The organism is Mycobacterium sp. IS-1590 (assembly GCF_001500025.1).
In the GTDB taxonomy this organism is placed as follows: domain Bacteria; phylum Actinomycetota; class Actinomycetes; order Mycobacteriales; family Mycobacteriaceae; genus Mycobacterium.
In genome coordinates, this window is record NZ_LQIW01000018.1 from 23,779 (window position 1) to 43,389 (window position 19,611).

18 protein-coding genes are annotated in these 19,611 nt (G+C 64.6%); 7 read left to right on the forward strand and 11 right to left on the reverse strand.

The window, feature by feature from the left end:
- Positions 1-58 precede the first annotated feature (58 nt).
- Positions 59-1,273 carry a cytochrome P450 gene (locus tag AU197_RS13635; protein WP_064403237.1) on the forward strand — a complete coding sequence of 405 codons (1,215 nt, stop codon included), beginning with the start codon at positions 59-61 and terminating at the stop codon, positions 1,271-1,273.
- Positions 1,274-1,298: 25 nt separating this feature from the next.
- Here AU197_RS13635 and AU197_RS13640 read toward each other — a convergent pair whose 3' ends face one another.
- The 4 genes from AU197_RS13640 to AU197_RS13655 are packed head-to-tail and all read right to left on the reverse strand — an operon-like array spanning position 1,299 to position 5,316.
- The gene (locus tag AU197_RS13640) at positions 1,299-2,354 is read right to left on the reverse strand and encodes an acyl-CoA dehydrogenase family protein (RefSeq protein WP_064403238.1); all 1,056 of its coding nucleotides are present in this window, start codon (positions 2,352-2,354) and stop codon (positions 1,299-1,301) included.
- Positions 2,344-3,537, reverse strand: a complete 1,194-nt coding sequence (locus AU197_RS13645) for an acyl-CoA dehydrogenase family protein (RefSeq protein WP_064403239.1) — start codon at positions 3,535-3,537, stop codon at positions 2,344-2,346. Before AU197_RS13645 ends, AU197_RS13640 begins: the two co-directional genes overlap by 11 nt.
- Positions 3,534-4,844 (reverse strand): amidohydrolase family protein, encoded by a 1,311-nt coding sequence (locus AU197_RS13650; protein WP_064403240.1) that lies wholly within the window; start codon positions 4,842-4,844, stop codon positions 3,534-3,536. Before AU197_RS13650 ends, AU197_RS13645 begins: the two co-directional genes overlap by 4 nt.
- Positions 4,845-4,890: 46 nt before the next feature.
- Positions 4,891-5,316 (reverse strand): SRPBCC family protein, encoded by a 426-nt coding sequence (locus AU197_RS13655; RefSeq protein WP_064403241.1) that lies wholly within the window; start codon positions 5,314-5,316, stop codon positions 4,891-4,893.
- Between the two features lie 81 nt (positions 5,317-5,397).
- Here AU197_RS13655 and AU197_RS13660 point away from each other — a divergent pair, with 81 nt between their 5' ends.
- The 6 genes from AU197_RS13660 to AU197_RS13685 all read left to right on the forward strand — a co-directional run bounded on the left by AU197_RS13660 (position 5,398) and on the right by AU197_RS13685 (position 10,765).
- Positions 5,398-6,294, forward strand: a complete 897-nt coding sequence (locus tag AU197_RS13660; RefSeq protein ID WP_064403242.1) for an enoyl-CoA hydratase/isomerase family protein — start codon at positions 5,398-5,400, stop codon at positions 6,292-6,294.
- Between the two features lie 65 nt (positions 6,295-6,359).
- Complete coding sequence (locus tag AU197_RS13665) at positions 6,360-7,265, forward strand: SDR family NAD(P)-dependent oxidoreductase (RefSeq protein ID WP_064403243.1); 906 nt, start codon at positions 6,360-6,362, stop codon at positions 7,263-7,265.
- Positions 7,266-7,285: 20 nt separating this feature from the next.
- Positions 7,286-8,668 carry an aromatic ring-hydroxylating oxygenase subunit alpha gene (locus AU197_RS13670; protein WP_064403244.1) on the forward strand — a complete coding sequence of 461 codons (1,383 nt, stop codon included), beginning with the start codon at positions 7,286-7,288 and terminating at the stop codon, positions 8,666-8,668.
- A 17-nt stretch (positions 8,669-8,685) separates the two neighbouring features.
- Positions 8,686-9,108: a Zn-ribbon domain-containing OB-fold protein gene (locus AU197_RS13675; RefSeq protein ID WP_064403245.1), complete on the forward strand. Its 423-nt coding sequence runs from the start codon at positions 8,686-8,688 to the stop codon at positions 9,106-9,108.
- Positions 9,108-10,286 (forward strand): thiolase family protein, encoded by a 1,179-nt coding sequence (locus AU197_RS13680; RefSeq protein ID WP_064403246.1) that lies wholly within the window; start codon positions 9,108-9,110, stop codon positions 10,284-10,286. The genes AU197_RS13675 and AU197_RS13680 overlap by 1 nt, the downstream gene beginning before the upstream one ends.
- Before the next feature lie 68 nt (positions 10,287-10,354).
- Positions 10,355-10,765: a nuclear transport factor 2 family protein gene (locus tag AU197_RS13685; RefSeq protein WP_231744925.1), complete on the forward strand. Its 411-nt coding sequence runs from the start codon at positions 10,355-10,357 to the stop codon at positions 10,763-10,765.
- Between the two features lie 15 nt (positions 10,766-10,780).
- On the opposite strand, the gene AU197_RS13690 is transcribed toward AU197_RS13685, so the two are convergent.
- Genes AU197_RS13690 through AU197_RS13720 form a run of 7 tightly spaced genes read right to left on the reverse strand, consistent with a single transcriptional unit; the run spans position 10,781 to position 19,562 of the window.
- Positions 10,781-12,499 (reverse strand): MCE family protein, encoded by a 1,719-nt coding sequence (locus AU197_RS13690; protein ID WP_064403247.1) that lies wholly within the window; start codon positions 12,497-12,499, stop codon positions 10,781-10,783.
- Positions 12,499-13,689 (reverse strand): MCE family protein, encoded by a 1,191-nt coding sequence (locus AU197_RS13695; protein WP_064403248.1) that lies wholly within the window; start codon positions 13,687-13,689, stop codon positions 12,499-12,501. The genes AU197_RS13690 and AU197_RS13695 overlap by 1 nt, the downstream gene beginning before the upstream one ends.
- Positions 13,686-15,017, reverse strand: a complete 1,332-nt coding sequence (locus AU197_RS13700; protein ID WP_064403249.1) for an MCE family protein — start codon at positions 15,015-15,017, stop codon at positions 13,686-13,688. Before AU197_RS13700 ends, AU197_RS13695 begins: the two co-directional genes overlap by 4 nt.
- Positions 15,014-16,084 carry an MCE family protein gene (locus AU197_RS13705; RefSeq protein WP_064403250.1) on the reverse strand — a complete coding sequence of 357 codons (1,071 nt, stop codon included), beginning with the start codon at positions 16,082-16,084 and terminating at the stop codon, positions 15,014-15,016. Before AU197_RS13705 ends, AU197_RS13700 begins: the two co-directional genes overlap by 4 nt.
- A complete protein-coding gene (locus AU197_RS13710) occupies positions 16,074-17,105 on the reverse strand; it encodes an MCE family protein (RefSeq protein ID WP_064403251.1) in 1,032 nt (343 codons plus the stop codon). Before AU197_RS13710 ends, AU197_RS13705 begins: the two co-directional genes overlap by 11 nt.
- Positions 17,105-18,304 carry an MCE family protein gene (locus AU197_RS13715; RefSeq protein ID WP_156434415.1) on the reverse strand — a complete coding sequence of 400 codons (1,200 nt, stop codon included), beginning with the start codon at positions 18,302-18,304 and terminating at the stop codon, positions 17,105-17,107. Before AU197_RS13715 ends, AU197_RS13710 begins: the two co-directional genes overlap by 1 nt.
- A gap of 43 nt (positions 18,305-18,347) precedes the next feature.
- Entirely contained in the window at positions 18,348-19,562 is a 1,215-nt protein-coding gene (locus tag AU197_RS13720; RefSeq protein ID WP_064403252.1) for a cytochrome P450, read from the reverse strand.
- Positions 19,563-19,611: the final 49 nt, after the last annotated feature.

Below are 19,611 nucleotides of genomic sequence, written 5' to 3' on the forward strand. Positions count from 1 at the left end.
GGACGGGCCCCGCGCCATGACTTCACAGATTCACATCATCTGTTTTATTGTTCATAGCATGTCGCCACTTGCCGGCCTCTCGGAAGCACGCTTCGATGACCCCGCGTTCTACCTGGGTGACCCCAACGCGACGTTCCGGCGGCTGAGGGAGAGCGACCCGCTGCACTGGTACGACGAAGGCCAGTTCTGGGTCGTCACCAAGTACGACGACATCAAGGCGATCTCGGCGCGACCGGAGAAGTTCAAGTCGGAGCGCATTGCGATCATGATGGATTTGATCGCGCATCGCCAAGGGGTCGACCCGCAGGGATTCGGAAGTCGCGGGATCATGTTCATGGACCCGCCCGAACACCGTGCGCATCGCAAGGCGATCGGGGTCAGGTTCACCCCGGCGGCGGTCGCCAAGATGGAGGATCGCGTGCAGCAGGTCGTCGCTGAGGCGTTCGACAGTCTGCCCGACGGTGAGTTCGACTGGGTCGAGCACATCGCAGAACCGATTCCGGTGTACATCTTTTCCCACTTTCTCGGTGTGCCGGAGTCGGACTGGTCAAAGGTCGCGTCGTGGGCGACGACCATAGCGAAAGCGGGCAGCGGGCTGGCCAGCGACGAGGATTTTCAGCTGATCTTCGATCAGATCGCGCCTTACTTGTTGGCGCTGGCCGCAGAGCGAGCGAAGGATCCGCGTGACGACCTGTTGACGATGCTCACGCAGGTGAGTATCGACGGGGAACCGTTCAACGAGGTCCAGATCATGGTCTACGCGATGACGCTGCTGGCGGCGGGTAGCGAAACCACCCAGAGCCTGCTGGCCGGCCTCATTCACTGTCTCGATGTGCACCCCGGGCAGGCCGAGGCGCTGTTCGCCGATCCTTCGCTGGCGGAGAACACCGTCGAGGAGACGATGCGCTGGTGGACCCCCGTGATGAGCATGGCCCGGCAGGCCGCCGCCGACGTCGAGCTGCGGGGTAAGACGGTCCGTGCGGGCGACGGACTCCTGATGGCGTACGCCTCGGCCAATCGCGACGTCGACCACTGGGGCCCGACGGCCGACGAGTTCGACATCACCCGCCCCGATGCGTCCGGCCATCTCGGTTTCGGTGTCGGGGAACACTTCTGCATGGGGGCGGCGCTGGCCCGCCGCGAGGCGCGGTTCGTGCTCGCCGAGGTGATCAAGCGGGCGAAGCGAGTTCGCGTCACGGGGCAGCGGGTCAAGCGAAACTCGTCCTTGGTCAACACCTTCGACCGGCTGGGCGTCACGCTCGACTACCGCTGACGAGTACTGCTTCGCGACAACGGGATCAGCCGCGTCCGGCCAGCCAGTCGGTGACGACTCGGCGATGCTGCGCACGCGAACCCAACGCCGCGATGAGCGTGGTGGCCCGCCGCAGGTACACATGCGCGTCGTGTTCCCACGTGTAGGCGATGCCGCCGAAGACCTGCATCGCCCCCTCCGGGACGGCGCGTAGCGAATCGATGGCCCAAAAAGCCGCCAGCGACACCAGCGCTTCCGCGTCGGGTTGATCGTGGTCACAGGCATCGGCGGCCCGGTTGACCAGCGCCCGACCGACTTCGATCGCCCCGCGCTGGTCGACGAGCCGATGTTTGATCGCCTGAAACGCGCCGATCGGCCGGTCGAACGCGACGCGGACCTTCGCGTACTCGGTCGCGGCCTCGTTCGCGGCGGCGACGACGCCGACGACCTCGGCCACCTCCGCCACGCGCATGCGCATGACGGCTTCGCGGTGGCGGCGGACCGCTTCCCCGGCTCGGGCGATCGTCTCGAGCGGCGCCCGGTCGAGACCGATGCGCGCCGCGGGGCCGTGATCGAGGGGGGTGACCGGCGTGCGCTGCACTCCCGCGCCCGCGAGGTCGACGACACCCAGCACCTGCCCGCCATCCGCCTGGGCAAGCACGACGAGGCGGGTGGCGACGGCGCCGTACGGGACGCAGTCGAATGTGCCCGACACCGTCTGCCCGACGAGCGTGGCCGGCTCCGCAACCACGAGCGCGACGCCGTCGACCCTTCGGCCCTCGGACCAGGCCGCGGCCCCGGTCGCGGCCAGTGGCAGCGGTGCCGCGATCGATCCGGTCACCTCGGTCAACACCGCCAGCTCGCGCAGGGTGCCACCGGCGCCGCCACCGCTTTCGGGCACCAGCACGTCGGGCCAGCCCAGCTCGCGGATGGTCGCCCATAGCGCGTCGTCGAACGCGGCGGTCGGCCCTTCCAGAAGCGCGCGGCTGCGGTCGACCGACCACGCCCGGGCCACGATGTCGAGTGCGGAGCGACGCAGCTCGGCCAGTTCGGCTGCCGTGTCGGCTATCTCGGCGAGGGAGACGGTGGTATCAGGGGTCACGGGGCAGCCCCAGCAGTCGTTCGGCGATGACGTTGCGTTGGATCTCCGACGTGCCTGCACCAAAGGTGGCCGCCCGCATCAGCAGGTAGCTCGCGGCGACGTTGCCCCGCTTGGCGGCGCCGGGCGATCCGCGCTCCAAAACCCCTGACGCTCCGGACAGTTCGACACCGAAGTTGGCCATCGACTGGTCGACCTCCGAGCTGAGAAGCTTGGCGACGGAGGCCTCCGGGCCAGGAGCGACGCCCCGCACGCCGGCAGCGGTGGCCTGGGCGGCGATCTGACGCAACGCCTCGACCTGGGCCGCGTACCGGGCGATCCGGTCGGCGACATAGCTGTCATCGAACCCGCTGTCGGTCAGCGCATTCGGCTCCTGCGCCATCTTCACCAGGATGTCGAGGCGACGCTCGATCCGGTGCGTGCGGCTTTGGCCCACCCGCTCGTAGCCCAGCGTCGACTTCGCCACCTTCCAGCCGCCGTGCAGCGGTCCGAGCACATTGGCCAGCGGCACGCGCACTGCGTCGAAGAACACCTCGCTGAACTCGGCGGCACCGGTGATCTGCCGAATCGGCCGTACCTCGATGCCCGGCGTGGACAGCTCGGCCAGGATGTAGCTGATTCCCTCCCGCTTCGGCGCGTCCGGGTCGGTCCGGGCCAACAGGTAGATCCGGTTCGCGTAGGAGGCCTTCGATGTCCAGATCTTCTGTCCGGTGATGACGAGTTCGTCGCCGTCGATGACTGCCTTGGTGTTGAGCGCCGCGAGGTCGCTGCCGGCCTCCGGCTCCGAGAAGCCCTGACACCAGACATCTTCCGCCGACAGGATGCGGGGGAGGTAACGCGCACGCTGCTCGTCGGTGCCCCACTGGATGATGGTCGGACCCAGTTGGTTGATCGCGCTGCGGTTGATCGGTTCCGGGGCGTGCGCGGCAGCCATCTCGGTGTTGAAGATGAGCTGTTGGGTGGGAGTCGCGGCCCGCCCGCCGAATTCGGTCGGCCACGAGATGGCCGCCAGCCCGGCGACGTGCAGGCGATTCTGCCACCGTCGCAGTCGGTCGAGGCGAGCCGTTTCGTCTCCGTCGCGGCTGAGCAGGTCGGAGGTCAGCGACGACGACAGGAAGGCGCGCACCTCGTCGCGGAAGGTCCGGTCGGCGTCGGTGAGCATGACGCCGTAATCACGATCGGTCACGTGCCGCCGCGGATGATCGACGCCATGCGCTGTTTCATTTCACCGTAGGTGATCGCGGTGGTGCCGGCCTTGGGGGCGCGGCCCGCATCGACCTTCGGCGCGGACAGATCGAGTTCGGCGATCTTCTCGCGCAACGCCTTCACGGTGCAGTTCTGCCGTCCGAGACGCTCGACGGCGTCATAGCCGAAGGCGCGCGAGGCATTTCGCCAGGTGATGTCTTCGACCTCATCGGGCGAACAACCTTCCAACTGGGCGGCGAGCTGCTCGGGTGCGTCCGGCCAGCTGCTGTCGGAATGCGGGTAGTCCATTTCCCAGCAGAGGGTCTTTACGCCGATGCGGTCGCGCATCTCGACACCGACCCGGTCGCGGATGAAGCATGACATGAAATTGCGGCGGAAGACATCGGTCGGGGTCAGGCCGTCACCGAGGTCGTCACCCGTCCACGCGCGCTGGCGGGCGTAGAGGTCTTCGAACCGTTCGAGCATGAACGGAATCCAGCCGATGCCGCCTTCGGAGAGGGCGAACTTTATCGTGGGGAACTTGACGACGACGGGGGAGAACAACAGGTCTGCGGTGAACCGCATGGTGTCGATGGCCAGCATCGAGTTGTACGCGAGGTAGGTCGTTTGGTCGGAGGGGACGGGAACGCCGCCGCCGGTGCCGATGTGAATGTTGACGATCGTGTCGTGCTCACAGACCGCTTCCCACAGCGGATCCCATTGCGGGTCCTGCCACGGCGGCTGCCCGTAGTTTCCGATGTGTTGGGGCACCGTCACCGCGTGACAGCCGTTCGCCGCGAGCCGCGCCACCTCGCCGGCCGCGAGAACGGGGTCCCACAGTGGAAGGATGCCCAGCGGGATGAAGCGGTCCGGATGGCGGCCGCACCAATCCTCCAGATGCCAGTCGTTGTAGGCGCGGACCATCACTTCGGACACGTCGCGGTCGCCGCGGTAGGTGAACAGCGCCCCGGAGATGGTCGGAAAAGACGGGAAGCACAACGAGGCCAGCACCCCGGCCGCGTTCATGTCATCGACGCGGGCATCGACGTCAAAGCAGCCGGTGCGCATGTCCTCGAAGCGCGACGGTTCGAAGCCCCACTCGTCGTTGGGTCGGCCCGCCACGGCGTTGAGCCCGATGTTGGGCATCTGCAGACCCGCGTACTCCCAAAAGCAGACGCCGTTGTTGTCCTGCACGACCTTTGGTGCCTGGTCTGCATAACGCGACGGCACCCTGTCCTTGAACATGTCGGGTGGTTCGACAGTGTGGTCGTCGACGCTGATCAGCACGAGGTCCAGAGGGTCGATCACCGGGAACAGTCTAGGCTATTGAACAAAGTATGTATATCTGTTCCAGCTATACGGTGGAGTTCACCGCCGCCGCCGCCAGCCAGTCGGCCATCATCCCGTAGACCGACTCGATGCTCTCTCGCGCGCTGGCGTCGTCGCCGGATGGTTCGTAGTCCACGTCCCACTCGACCCGGCAACCGTCGGCACCGGACCCGATGACCGAGACGACGGTCTCGAAGCGGCTAACCGGCAGCGGGTTGTTGGTGATCCGGTAGGAGATCTGTCTCTGCTCGGGCCGGGCCCACAACAGCGTCTCGACCGTCGGCTCGCCGTCTGCGGAGCCGCGGATCCTGCGGCTCATGCCGGGCCCGTCCCCTTCGACCTCGACGTCGTTGATCACCGGAATCCACCGGACGTCGGCGAAGTCGGCGAGTAGGCGCCAGACCGCCTCGGCGCTCGCGGCGACGTCCTTGCTGACCGTGATCGACGCCATGTGGCGACCCTACCATCTATGTAACAATAGAGCGGAATATGTTCAGATGTGCAGTGTGCTGCCGGGTGGAATCGGGGTGTCGTGAGCGCTGACGATGGGTCCGCGGGCGATTTCGAGGTCGACGAGAATTGGGTGCGCTACGAACTTGTAGAACCACACATCGCGCAGATCGCGATCAGCAGGCCCGACCGCCGCAACGCGATCCTGTCGCCCGACATGCACGCCCTGTTCAAGGCTCACCTCGATCGCGCCGAGGCCGACGACGAGGTGAAGGTTGTCATCCTCGCGGCCGACGGCAAAGACTTCTGCAGCGGCGACGATGTCCGGCGGCTGCCCGTCGAACAGGCCGGCCTGAAGAAGGGCAGAAAACTGCCGCAGACCGCGCGGATGGGCAATGCCCGCCGGTTGCACCGCCACCTGACCAACTGGCTGGAGTTTCCGAAGACGGTCATCGCCGCGTGCCAGGGTGCGACGCTGGGAGCCGGGATGAACCTGGCGCTGGCCGCCGACATCCTCGTCGTCTCCGAGGACATGTACCTGGCGCGGCCGCAGGCGCGGATCGGGTTCGCCGGGTTCTCCACCGCGATGCCGTTGATCCTGCTCAAGTTGGGTCCGAACCGCGGCTACGAGGCGATGATCACCGGACGGAAGGTGCGCGCCGCGGAACTGCGCGACTGGGGGGTGGCCGCGTCGGTCGTGCCGGCCGACGGTCTGCGTGAGGAGGCGCTGCGCTACGCGCGTGCGATCGCCCACCACTCGGCCGACGGGCTGATGGTCGGCAAGCACGGGTTGATCACGTTCTGGCACGCGGTGGGAATGGCGCAGTTCGGGGACTGGGTTCCCATGGCGCACAGCGTTTTCAGCAACCTGTCCTGGCGGGACGACGAGTTCAACTTCATGAAGGAGCGGTCGGCCAGGGGCGGCCGTGAGGCGCTCGCCGAACTCGAGCGCCGGTACCGGGAGTGGGACTTCGACTAGACAAAACAATTAAACAGAGACTGTGTTTGTGTTTTGTATGATGAACGTGCGGTGAGGAGAGACGAATGGGTGTGCTGGACGGACGGACGGCCTTGGTCACCGGTGCAGGTCGAGGGATCGGTGCCGCCGTAGCCGAGGGTTTGGCGGCCGAGGGGGCGACCGTCCTGGTCTCCGACGCCGGCGTTGCGGTGGACGGCACGGGGCACGACGCGGGGCCGGCGGAGGCGGTGGCAGCTGCCATCAATCAGCAGGGTGGCAAGGCGTTCGCCGACGCCACCGACATCACTGACTTCGCCTCCTGCGAGGACTTGATCGGCCGCGCCGCCGATACGCTCGGCGGTCTGGACGTCGTGGTCAACGCCGCGGGCATACTGCGCGACGGCATGGTCTTCAAGATGAGCGAGCGGGACTGGGATTCCGTCGTCGCCGTCCATCTCAAGGGCACGTTCAACATCACCCGGCATGCCGCCGCATGGTGGCGGGAGAACCGTGGCGGCCAGTACCGGCTGATCAACTTCACCTCGATGTCCGGACTGCAGGGCGCACCCAGCCAACCGAACTATGCGGCCGCGAAGATGGGCGTCGTCGGTCTCACCTTCTCCTGCGCCAACGCCCTGCGCAACTACGGCGTCACGTCGAACGCGATCGCGCCGATCGCCGGAACCCGAATGACGCAGGGCATCAAGGGCGGTGGAAGCATGGACTATTCCGATTCGAACGTGCGTCTGTCACCGAAAAATTGCGTGCCCCCGGTGGTGTACCTGGCGAGCGCACAGTCCGACTGGCTCAATCGGCGCGTCATCTTTGCCGGAAACGGTCGCATCAGCCTGATGTCGAACCCCGTCGTCGAGCGAGAGCTCGTCTCGGCCACCGGCACCTGGGACATCCCCACCGCCTTCGCCGAGATCGAGACGTCGTTCAAGGAAGCCGTCCTATGGCCCAACATCTTCGACAAGCCCCCTGCCAAGTGAGCCGACGGGGGAGGTGACGAATGACTGAGATGACGACCCACCGCGTACCGCAGAAGTACGCCTGCGGCGAGACTTTCGTCCCCAAGAGCCGCTACATCGAGCCAGAGTTCTTGCAACTCGAACTCGACCGGCTCTTCTCTTCGGTCTGGCAGCCCGCCTGCCGTGAGGAGGAGATACCCGACCCCGGCTGCTACTACGAGTACCGCATCGGCGGGCAGTCGATCGTGGTGGTGCGCCAGAAGGATCGCAGCATCAAGGCGTTCTACAACTCATGCGCACACCGCGGGATGAAGATCGTCTGCGGTACCGGCACCGCGACCGAGGGCGACCTGCGGTGCGGATTTCACGGCTGGCGCTACTCGCTGGACGGCCGGTCCTCCTTTGTGCCGTGCCGTGAGGAGTTCGCCCCTCGGCCGCGCGAACAGTGGGGGCTGACGCCGGTCCACGTCGGGAGCTGGGGCGGTTGGGTATTCATCAGCATGGCGGCCGATCCGCCGGACCTGCTCGACTGGCTCGATCCGCTGCCCACCGCACTCGCCCCGTTTCGCCTGCAGGACATGCGATATGGGTGGCGTAAGCGGACGACACTGCCGGCCAACTACAAGACCGTCATCGATGCGTTCATCGAGGGCTACCACACGCCCGGCACGCATCCGCAGACGTTGCGCACCGCCAAGACTCCGCACCCGAGCACCGAGCCCGCCCAACCCCAGGAGTACGTCTACGCGCCCTACACGCCGACAATCGCCTACAAGAACCACTCCCGGTTCATCTACACGCAGCGTCCCGAGACCACCGAACGCGACAAAGGCCGCCAGCAGCAGGCCTCCCGCCCGGAGGTGTTCGCGAACGCGATGCAGTACAACTACCTCGGCGTGAACGCGCTTGTCACCGAGCGCGATTACCGAGCCGCGCAACGGTTGGCGACGATGGAGCCCAGCGAGATTCCGCCGTTCGTCCTCTACCACCAAATGTGCGAGGAACTGGCGCTGGCCGAAGGTATCGACTTTCCGCAAATGTCGATGGAGGAGTATTTCGCGGGCAACGGCGACTGGCACATCTTTCCCACGTTGGTCGTCCTCGTCGAGAAGTCGTGTCTGCTCGGATACCGGATGCTGCCCGACGCGACGGATCCGAACAAGTGCACCTTCGAGATGTTCACGCTCGAACACTTCGCTCCCGGTGAGGTCCCCGACACCAACTGGCAGGAGTTCGAGCGCTGGCAAGATCATGACGGCTGGGGTGAACTGCCGACGCAGGACCTGCAGAACATCGCCGCGATCCACGCGGGCATGCACTCGAACGGCTTCGAGGGGCTCTGGCTGAACACCGCCCAGGAGATGACGATCCGCAACGAGCATGCAATCGCCGATCGGTTCCTCTTCGGCGCCGACGAGCGGTGAGTGCCGGGGCGACGGGGATGAGTGAGGCGATCCCGCAGCGGCCGGTGCCGCTGCTCACCGAGCTGAACCGGCCCTATTGGACGGGCGGCTCCGACGGCACGTGGCGGCTGCAACGCTGCCTCGGCTGCGAGCGCCTGGTCCATCCGCCGGCCCTACGCTGCCCGCACGATCACGGTGTTCTCGAGTACGTGGCGCTCAGCGGCCGGGGACGGGTCGAAACGTGGACCGTCAACGAGCATCCGTTCTTCCCGGGTTTCGCGCCGCCCTACCTGGTGGCGTTCGTGAATCCGATTGAGGACAGCCGCGTTCGGGTGCTGACGAACGTCGTGAACGTGCGGCCGGGAGACGTCTCCGTCGGACTGCCGGTACGCGTCACGTTCGAACGGCACACCGACGGAGACGACGAGGTGTTCATCCCGCTGTTCGAACCGGACCTCTGATGGGTTCACCGCTTGCCGACAGGGTCGTCCTCAGTGGGGTCGGCCAGTCCGAGATCGGTCGGCGGCTGGGCCGAGACCCCCTGCGACTCACCGCGGACGCGTGCCTGGCCGCCGTCGAAGATGCAGGGCTCACCCTCGCCGACATCGACGGGTTGACGACGTATCCGGGTGCGTCCCAGGCCGGTCCGGGGTTCTCGGGGGCGTCGCTGCGCGACATTCACGATGCGCTCGGCGTCAAACCGAATTGGGTAGCCGGAGGGGTCGAGTCTCCGGGCCAGCTGGGCGCCGTGGTCGATGCGATGCTCGCCGTCGCCGGTGGCATGGCCAACCATGTGCTGTGCTGGCGCAGCATCTGGGAGGGCACGGCCCAGGGCGCGGGCCGACGTCAAGGCTACGGCGCGCGGGGTGGTCGGCCGAGCGGGATGATGGCCTGGCAGCTACCCTACGGCGTCACCGCGGCCAATCTGGCTGCAATGCAAGTGCGCGCCAGGATGATTCGATACGGCCTTACGCGCGAACAGCTCGCCTCGATTGCGATCGTCGAGCGCGCCAATGCGCGACGAAATCCGTCGGCGATATACACCGACCCCCTCGACGTTGAGACCTACCTGAATGCGCGGATGGTGTCGGAGCCGCTGTGCATGTACGACTGCGACATCGCCTGCGACGGAGCGACCGCGTTCGTCATCTCGCGGGCCGAGCATGCTCGAGCACTGGACCATCCCGCGGTCACGGTCGAGTCGCTGGACTGCGCTCATCACGACCGCTTCACCTGGGAGGGCGGCGAGGACATCACCCGGATCAGCTCGCGTTGGTCGACCATCTGGGACAGAACGGATTTCACCGTGGCCGATGTCGATTACGCCTCGTTGTACGACGGGTTCAGCGTATTCGTGCTGTGCTGGTTGGAAGATTTCGGCTTCTGCAAGGTGGGAGAATCCGGCGACTTCATTGCCGACCCGGCACGCATCTCGCTCGGCGGTGACCTGCCGATCAACACGGCGGGCGGCCAATTGTCCGGTGGACGGCTGCACGGATTCGGTCACCTGTACGAGGCGTGTTTGCAGATCCGGGCCGAGGCAAGCGGCCGTCAGGTTGACGACGTATCACTGGCAGCGGTCGGGGTCGGGGCTGCCAACAGTGGAACGACAGCCATGCTGCTGCGACGGACGCTGTAGGTGGGCAGAAGATCCCAGCGTGCTTCGAACACCCCGAGCCATTTTCTCGTCAACGTAGAGGAGCCCCTGTGCACATCGACTTACAGACGTGTTTCGAGCTGGAGCAGGCCAAATCGAGATACTGCCGGCTGTTGGACACCAAGGACTGGGCCGGATTGGCTGAGCTGATGACCGACGACATCGTGTTCGATCTAGGCGGCGGCGATGAGGTGCCGCCGATCGTCGGACGCGACGCCACGCTCGAAGCAGTGCAGACGTCTGTGACAGATGCGGTCACGGTTCATCAGGTGCACAGCCCGGAGTTTCACCTCGACGAGGATGAGGCACGCGTGATCTGGGCGGCTCAAGAGCGAGTGAAGTGGAACAACGGGACGGGGCTGACTGCCTACGGTCACTACCATGACCGATGGGTGCGACGCGACGGAGTGTGGCGTATCGCGGAGCTTCGGCTCACCCACCTTCTCATCGACGTCGACTGACGGGTCTCGCTGACGTCAACTGAGGCGGGGATAGGTCATGAGGTCCACCCAATTCTCGGCTATGGCCGTTTTAGCTGACCCACTGGCGTACAAGCTGATTCCGGCGTACGGGTCGAGAAACTTGCCGGTCGCCGGATCGTAGGTCGTCACGGCGGCGCCCGCTTGTGGTTGGGTTGCTCCCGCCAATCCGGCTTCAGCCGGTAACGGGTCGTTCCGGGGAGCGGGCGGCGCTGTGGGACTCGGACCTGCCGGAGCGGGCGGCGCCGACGGCCGGACGTATGGCGGGATCACCTGGTCGGGCGGCGGCTGAAATGGTAGCGGCGGTGGGGGCGGTCCGGGGGTCACCGGCGGGACTTGCGTCGGATACGGCGCGGTCAGTGCCGGCCCCGGCCCGGGCGGCACACCTGGCGGAAGCTGTACGGCAGGAGGACCGGGATCGTAGTCCGCTTGCGGCGGAATGTAGGGATACTTGTTCTGCGGCAGGGTCATCCGAGGATCGGTTACCGGTGTTCCCACGGGCACCGACGGTCCACGCCATGGGTTGCTTCCGACCGGCACATAACCCCGCGGATCGCGGCAGAGCTGCACCGTCGGCGCCCGTTTTCCGGGGAATTCCTGGCAGGGATAGTTGCGTGCGCCGCGAACGACTGTCGGATCGTTGTGCGGGACCTTGCAGTACATGTCTTTGGGGACGTCGCGAAGCGTGGTGTCGGCGGGCGAACGTATTTCGGCCGGGGGCACGAACCCGGTGATACACGGCGGCGGATCACCGAAGTTCAGCTTGAAGTCCGCCTTGGCGCCTTCGTCCGCTGGGTACTGATTGGCGATCGTGATGACTGCCGCGGCAAGGGCAGGCATGATCACCAGAACCTGTTCGATCGACTTGTGATAGATGACGCCAACACGGCCGGCGTTGGCGAGGTTAGCGGCCAGCACCGGAAACGTGGGACGGATACCTTCGAAGAGGGCAGTTGCTTCGCCGGTGGCGCCGGGAGCCGACTGCAGAACGGCGCGTATCTGCGGGTCGGCTTCGCGAAGCTGAGTCGTGAGGCGTGCCAGGCCATCTGCCACCGACCTGATGTTCTGCCCGGACGCACGCTGAGCGTCGAGCAGCGGTTGAGATCGTTCGAGGAGCTCAATTGTCTCACTGGACGTGTTGTCGGCTTCTTCGATCAGCGACCGTGACGATTCGATGAGCCGCGCGAGCTCGGGACCCGACCCGTCGAAAGCGGTGAATGCCTCCCTCAGTACGTCCCGCAACCGGCTTCGATCAAGCGAATCGACCAGGCTTTGCGCCTCGCGCAGCAGGCCGGCGATGTCGCCGCTGATGTGCGTGCGGTCGCGGTCGATGTGCCCATCGTCACCCAGGAAATCCGTGGACGCATTCGGCGGCGGCACCAGATCGACGTACAGCTCGCCGATGGCCGACACGCTCTTGACGTAGGCGTCGACGTCGTCGGGAACTTTCATGGCGTCGTCGATCCGCATCTCGACCAGGACATCGTTGTCGCGGGTCAGCGAGACCGATGTGACCTTGCCGATGGTTGTCCCGCGGTAGGCGACGTTCGCATTCGTATACAGACCGCCGCTGGCCACGAAATTGGCCGTCACGGTGTAGGTTCCGAGGCCGAACGCCTTCGGCAACTGCACGTAGAACACCGCGATCACGAACACACTGACGAGCGCGACCAGAGAGAAGATGGTCAGCTGCAGGCGGACGAGGGGAGTGAGCATCAGGGTTGGCCTGCGAACTGTGGATCGGGAGGATTGAGGGGCGGGATCTTGAACGGATCGGCAGCCTGCCCGGACAACGACGATGTCGCTCCGACGAGGTAATCGGGGACGGAGACGACTTCAGAAAGACGTTTCATGTTGGGATCGAGAGCGCTTGTCGTGAAGAAATTCTCACCCATCCGTCGCACCGTGAGGTCAAACGTGGCGAAGACGTTGAGGAAGTCGCCCCTGACTGCCCGCGGCAGTCCTTCGTTGAGCGGTATCGGAAACGCAGGCAGGATCGGCAACGCGTCGACGAGCGTTTCGGCGTTGTCGCTGAGGGCCTTGACCAAGGCATAAGCGTGGACGAGATCAGCGGCGAAGTCCGCTTTCGTCTGGGCCAAGAGGGGGGCAGAGACGTCCGCGAGCCGCTTCAGAGCCGCAAAGGCATCAACGATGCGGTGGCCATTGTCGTTCAGTACGCGCGTGGCCGACGGAAGTGTCGCCAGTGCGCGCTCGATCTTGTCCCGACCGCCGGCGAGTCGACCTGCTAGGCGATTGACCTTCTCCATCGCCGTTGTGATGTCGTGCGCCTGAGCATTCAAACCTGCGGCCAATTCGGCGAGTCTGGGCAGGAACGCGGCGAACTGACCGGCGCGCCCGGCAATGGCAGCGTACGTCTCATCCGTAATATCCTGCAGCACACCGAGGTTACCGTTGTTGACGACGATGGCCAGGGACGACAGCACATCCTCGGTGCTCGGATAATTGCCGGTGTTTTCAATGCCGATTCGGGAATTCGGGCCCAGGGAGCCGATGGGTCGTTCGGCGACGGGTTCGGCCAATTCCAAATGCCGCGAGCCCAGCAGAGATGTCTGAGCGACGGTCGCAGTGGCGTTGGCGGGCAGATGCACCGAGCCGTCGAGGGACAGCTGCACCAGCGCATAGAACGTGCCGTCGTCACGCTGCACGGGCTTGATACCTGACACACTGCCGACGGTCACGTCGTCCACCTTGACGGGGGAATTCTGTGGCAGCGACGAAATGTCGGGTAGCTCGACCGATACGGTGAACGACCCGTCGCCGTGGCCCGCGGTACCCGGCATGTTCAGTGAGTTCAACCCATTGAATTGGCATGCCGAAACCACCACTGCGAGTGACCCGATCGCCGTGGCTCGCCGCGCCCATCTGTGAAGGTGTCGGTTGATCATCTGCCGGCTCCCGCCTGTCCGTCGGGCTGGTGGGGCGCGGTTGGCGCGTCCGGCACCATGAGCGAACTCAGATCGGCGTCGGGCGGTATTGATGGCGGAGTCACCCCGGGCAGCGGGTGCCATTGCAGTTGTGCAATCGGCGTCTGCGCTTTGGCTTCCGTCTGCGGTGTGTCATAGATGATCTGTCCCTTGTACGCCGTGATGCTGGTTATCGGGCGAAACAGGAACGGCGGATAGTTCATCTGGAGCCGCTTGACCACCGGCGCCATCCGCTGACGGCAGATCTCCGCGCGTTTGTAATTCTCTGGTGTCTCCGCGGTCTCGAACATTCCCGCGCACATCAGTTGTACCGGGTTTCCGAAATTGGGCAACGTCACGATTCCTGCCAACGACGCCTGGGCCGGATTGTAGATGTTGTAGAAGTTGGCCAGCGCCGTCGGCGCCAGGTGCAGAACTTGTTCGATATCGTCGCTGCGTTCGTTCAGCAGACTGGTGAAGTCGGCGAGTCGGTCGATCTGGCCGATCAATGCGTCGTTGTTGTCGCTGAGCAGGCCCCGGACGTCGGAGAGTGCATTGTTCAGCGCGGCCAGCGCTTGATCGATGTCGAGGGAACTGTCCGCGAGCACCTGAGACACTGAAGCGACGTGAGATGTGAACGCCACGATCTGTTCGTTGCTCTCGGCCAGGGCGTTCACCACGATGTGCAGGTTCTTCACGGTGTCGAAGATGTCGGCACGCGAATCGCCGAGACGCCCTGCCACTTGCGATAGTTCACGGACTGCACTTCTGAATGACTCACCGGAACCGTCGAAAGTGTCTGCGGCTTGGTTGATCAACTCGCTCAGTGGCCCCTGCACCGAGCCTGGTCTGGGCCCAAGCTGCGCGGACAACTTGGTCAGTTCGTCCTTGACCTGATCCCATTCGATCGGTACCGCGGTCCGATCGAGTCCAACGATTGCGTTGTCGGACAGCGTCGGGCCGCCGTCGTAGATCGGCGCGAATTCCACGAACCGAGCGGAGACCAGATTCGGCGAAACGATGAGCGCGGCGGCATCGGCCGGAATGGGGACTCCCGCCTCGACACTCATCGCCACCCTGGTGTGCTCTGGGCCTGGTTCGATTCCGGTGATCCGACCGACGGTGACTCCGGCAACCTTCACTTCGTCGCCGACATACAGACCCACCGCCGAGGAGAACAAACCCGTGATGCTGCGCTGCTGCGCGCGCGGCCATACTGTGTACACCCCTGCAATGAGTGTCACGGTCAGCACCGCGGCGAGCACAGCCCTGGGCCATCGTCGGGGCTGGGCGAGTCCGAGCGCGGTCATGGCGTTTTCGGCCTGATCACGAGTCGCTCCCGAATGAATCCGCGGAGCATGTCGGCCAGACTGTCGGGCAGCTTGCCCGGCTGGAAGTAGGTGTCCAACAGCACGCCGGCGACGGCAGGAGTCGGCACACCCCAGACGTTGACGGAAAAGCCCGGGCCGGACCCCACAACTTCACCCAGTGTCGTGGAGAAGGCAGGGAGCCGCTTGAGCGCCTCGTCGAGATGGGCGCGGCGGGAGTTCAGATTTTCGAGCACGAGGTTGAGCTTGACCAGCGCGGGACCGAATTCACGACGGTTGTCGGCGACGAACCCCGATATTTGCCGCGACACATCGCCGATTCCCGCGACGAGAGAGGCGAGCGCGGTGCGCTGTGCACTGAGCTCGGCGAACAGCGCGTTACCGTCGGTGATCAGCTGATTCAGTTGACGGGAGCGAGTGGCCAGGATGGCCGACAGCGACTTCGCGTGAGCCAGTAAATCGGCGAGATCCTCGTCGCGGGCGTTGATGCTGCGGGAAAGCGCGGTCACGCCGTCGAGTGCGCTACGCAGTTGGGGGGTGGCCTCACGCATCGTGGCGGTCAGAGTTTGCAGCGCGGTTTCGAAGGTGTCGGTGTCCAACTCGGCTGCGGAATTTCCCAGATCCTGTAACGCGTCGGGCAAGGTGTACGGGGTTGTCGTGCGTCCGAGCGGCACGGTGTCGACCGACCCTGCACCACCCGGGGTGACCGCCAGGATCCGTTGGCCGAGAACGGTGTCGGTCTTGATCGCCACCAGCGTCTGGTCGCCGAGGCGCAGATCGCGGTCGACGGTGAAAATCACCTTTGCGGCGCGGGCGCTCACGTCGAGGTCGACCGAGTTCACTTTGCCGACGTTGTAACCGTAGATCTGCACATCGCTGCCGCTGGTGACTCCGGCGGCGTTGGTGAAGTAAGCGGTGTAGACCTTTCCCTGCGGCATGAAGGGCAGTGTGGAGTAACCGAATGAAACGAGCACCAGCAGGATGACGAGAATGATCCCGAAGATGCCTGTGCGTAGGGGGTTTCGGCGACCCCGCTCCTCAACCGTCATCGGAGCACCGTCCCTTTGACGAATCCGTCGGCCCGAGAAGCGGAATCAAGATGTCGCTCCCTGCGGGACCGTTTATCTTGATCTTCACCGCGCAGAAGAAGATGTTGAAGAAAGCGCCGTATTGACCGAGCGCGCTGAGTCGCAGGTAGTTTTCGGCTAGGGGTTCGATCACGGCGTTGACCTCGTCTTTCCGGTCATCGAGAACGGTCGCCAGGGGGCGCGCATTTTCGATCACCCCCTGCAGCGGACGTCGCGACGAGGTCAACAGATCGGTGAGGTCGGCCTGCGCGGAGGCGAGCGGCTGGATCGCCCCGGCAATCGGGGCCCGACCCTCCGATAGGGTTGTGGTCAGTTGCTGCAGGTGATCGATACTCGTGTCCAGTTGTGCCCCTTCGTCATCGATCGATGTGAGGACGGTGTTGAGATCGTCGATGACTTCGCCGATCAACTGGTCGCGTCCCGCCAGCGTTCGGGTGAAGGAGTCGGTATCGGACAGGACCTTGGCCAAAGTGCCGCCGTTGCCTTGGAGTAGTTCGATGATCGCGTTGCTGACCTCGTTGACCTTGCTCGCGTCGAGGCCTTTGAGGACCGGGCGCAAACCGCCCAGCAGAGCGTCGAGATCCACTGCCGGTACGGTGTGCGAGCGCGGTATGGTACCGCCGGGCGCCAGCGGCCGTAGTTCCCCTGAGCCAGTGCTGATTTCGAGGTAGCGGTTGCCGACCAGGTCCTCATATCGAATCGCCGCGCGGGTCGAGCTGTAGATCCGATACTCCTTGTCGATCTCGAACTCGACGTCGACATGGTCGCCGTTGATGGCGATGTCGGTGACGGACCCGACGGGGATGCCTGCGACACGTACGTCTTGGCCGGGCTTCAGGCGTGAGACGGAGTCGAACTCTGCACGGTAGGACACCGCTGAACCGAAACGGAACTTTCCGAAGGTCACGACAAGAAGGCCGAGGACGAGCAGCATCACAACGGTGAAGGCTGCAACCTTCATGCCGAGTCGGTCCTTGGGCATCAGTAATCGTCTCGCTCGGCATAGGCGCCGTTGAACAGAAACTGGAAGGTTGACAGCGGATCGAATTGCAGTTCGGTGTTGGGCTGGTAGGGAATGTATGCGTTGTCCGTCACCAGGAACTGCGGCCGAAACCACGATCCGTTCTTCATCTTTCCTGGCAGATTCGGCAGTCCCCGACAATTGGGGCCGCCGGATGCGTTGACGATGGGAAGGCTTTCGGGGTAGGTGTACGGCGCGACGCCGGGGATGAAGAAGGCGTTCATGAAGACCCCGGGCACAGTGCCGCCCCAAGCGGGGGCGAATTCCTTGAGCGTGGTCGCCAAACCGGCGAGCAGGCAACCCAATTGGGGGGAGTAGTCGCCCAGGACCTTCAATGGGGCCCGCAACCGCTGAATCGCGGCGATCAAGTCGCGCTGGGAGGGCTCGAGCACGTCCGATGCGGTGTTCCCCAGCCCGACCGCCGCCATCAACGTCGTAGCCAGGTTCTCCTGCTGGTCGACAATGGTCGTGCTGATCGAATCGGTGTTGTCGAACAAGGTCAGTAGGTCCGGCGTCGCTTCTGCGTAGATATCGGCGACTTCGCCCACCTTTTGGATTCCCGACTGGAGCGTGGGCAGGTGCGGGTTGAACGTTCCCATGTAGTCGGTGAACGTCGAGATCGTGGTCCCGATGTCCCTCCCGTTTCCGCGCAACCCTTCGCCGATTGCAGTCATGGTGGCGTTCAGCTCCACCGGATCGATCTTCTTCAGAGTGTTGACAAGCGTTTCGAAGAGCGTGTTGGCTTCCACGGCGACCTCGGCGGCATGCAGATGTGAGTTGGCCGCGAGTGCGCTCTTGTCGGGAATCGTCGGGCTGAGGAACTCAACGGATTTCGCGCCGAACACGGTGTTGCTGGCGATACGGACGGTGACGTTGGAAGGGATGTAGTTCATCTGATCGCGGCGGATCTCCAGTGTCAGTTCCGCCTGTGCCCCGTCGTATTCGATCGAGGACACTTTGCCGACTTCGACTCCCAGGTACTTGACCTTGGCGTCCCGGTCCATCACGAGACCGGCCCGCGCCGAGGTCACTGTGACGGTGTCGACGGGAATGAACGCCCCCGAGTAAGCAAGGTAGGTCAGCGATGAGATCACTGCGAACACCGCGGCCATGATGAGCGCCGCTATCCGCAGCGCTCTCTTGCGGTGGATCTTGATCAACGCCCTGCATCCTGCGCGGGATTCGGCGGGAGTTGAACCGTGATCATCGGACTGCCAGTTCCAGACGTTCCAATCTGCGGACCAAGATGCTGGTCAGCCAGTCACCCACGTCGACAGCCTCGATCCATTCGGTCCGTTCTAGCAGCATGCGCAGGACGATCCGGGCCTCAAGCCGGGCAAGCGCTGCGCCTACACAGAAATGAGCCCCCTTGCCGAACGTGACGTGGCCCTTGCCGCTGCCGCGGTCGAGCCGGAACTCGTGCGGTGAATCGAATTGTGCGGCATCGCGATTGGCGGCGCCCCACAACAGCAGCAGATGTGAGTTGGCGGGGAGGTCGACCCCGCCCAGCGTGGTGTCGTGCAGGACGTGGCGGTAGTGGCCGCGGAATGGAGGCTCGTATCGCAGCGTCTCCTCGATGAAGGGGACCAGGAGGTCACGATCGTCGCGGACCTGTTTCTGAATGTCGGGTTGGCTGACGAGAACCCATGCGGCGCTGCCGAGCAGCGAGGCTGTGGATTCCCCGGCGGCGCTGAAGAGCGTGAGCATGATACTCAAGGCGACCGGCTGTTCCACCTCGCCGGAAGCGCAGCGCGCAGCGAGATCGCTGATCAGTCCCGGTTGTGGATCCCTGCCCGCCGCATCGAAGTGTTCCAGCACATAGCCGCCCAGTTCCATTGCCGCCAGACCGGCGGCTTCGAGTTGCTCCGGGGTGACGATCCCGTCGAGCAACGTGGTGGTGGCGTATCCCAGCCTGATGAGTTTGTCCACATCGTCGTGGGGCAAGCCGAGCAGTTGGGCGACCACCTTCATCGGGAGACGGTTGGCGATGGCGCTCATCCATTCGATTCGTCCGTCGTCCACCGACTCCGTCCACAGCTGGTGCGTAGTCTCCTCCGCGAACTCCTCGATCACCTGGACTCGTCTAGCCGACAGGTGCGGCAACAGAATCTTGCGATGCACGGCGTGTGCGGGGTCGTCTGCGGTGGCGAGCGCGTGCGCCGGGTCGCCGAGCGGCATCATCGGAAACGGGTTGACCGCGCCGCTGTGGTCGTAGACCACGGTTGCGGTGAGATTTGAGGAGAAATCCTGCACCCGGTTGGTCGCCTCGACGAGCGCGTCCCAGCCGCAGACCGCGTAGAAATCGGACTCGCCGATGCGGTGCACCGGTGCTTCTGACCGCATCTGCTCGTAGAGCGGGTACGGGTCCTGGATGGCGGCATTTCCGAAGAATTGAGCAGGGTCATCCAAGATCGCCATGGTCCTAGCGTTCGTCTTGTGGCCGAGGCCGTCAACGGCGCCGGCCGAA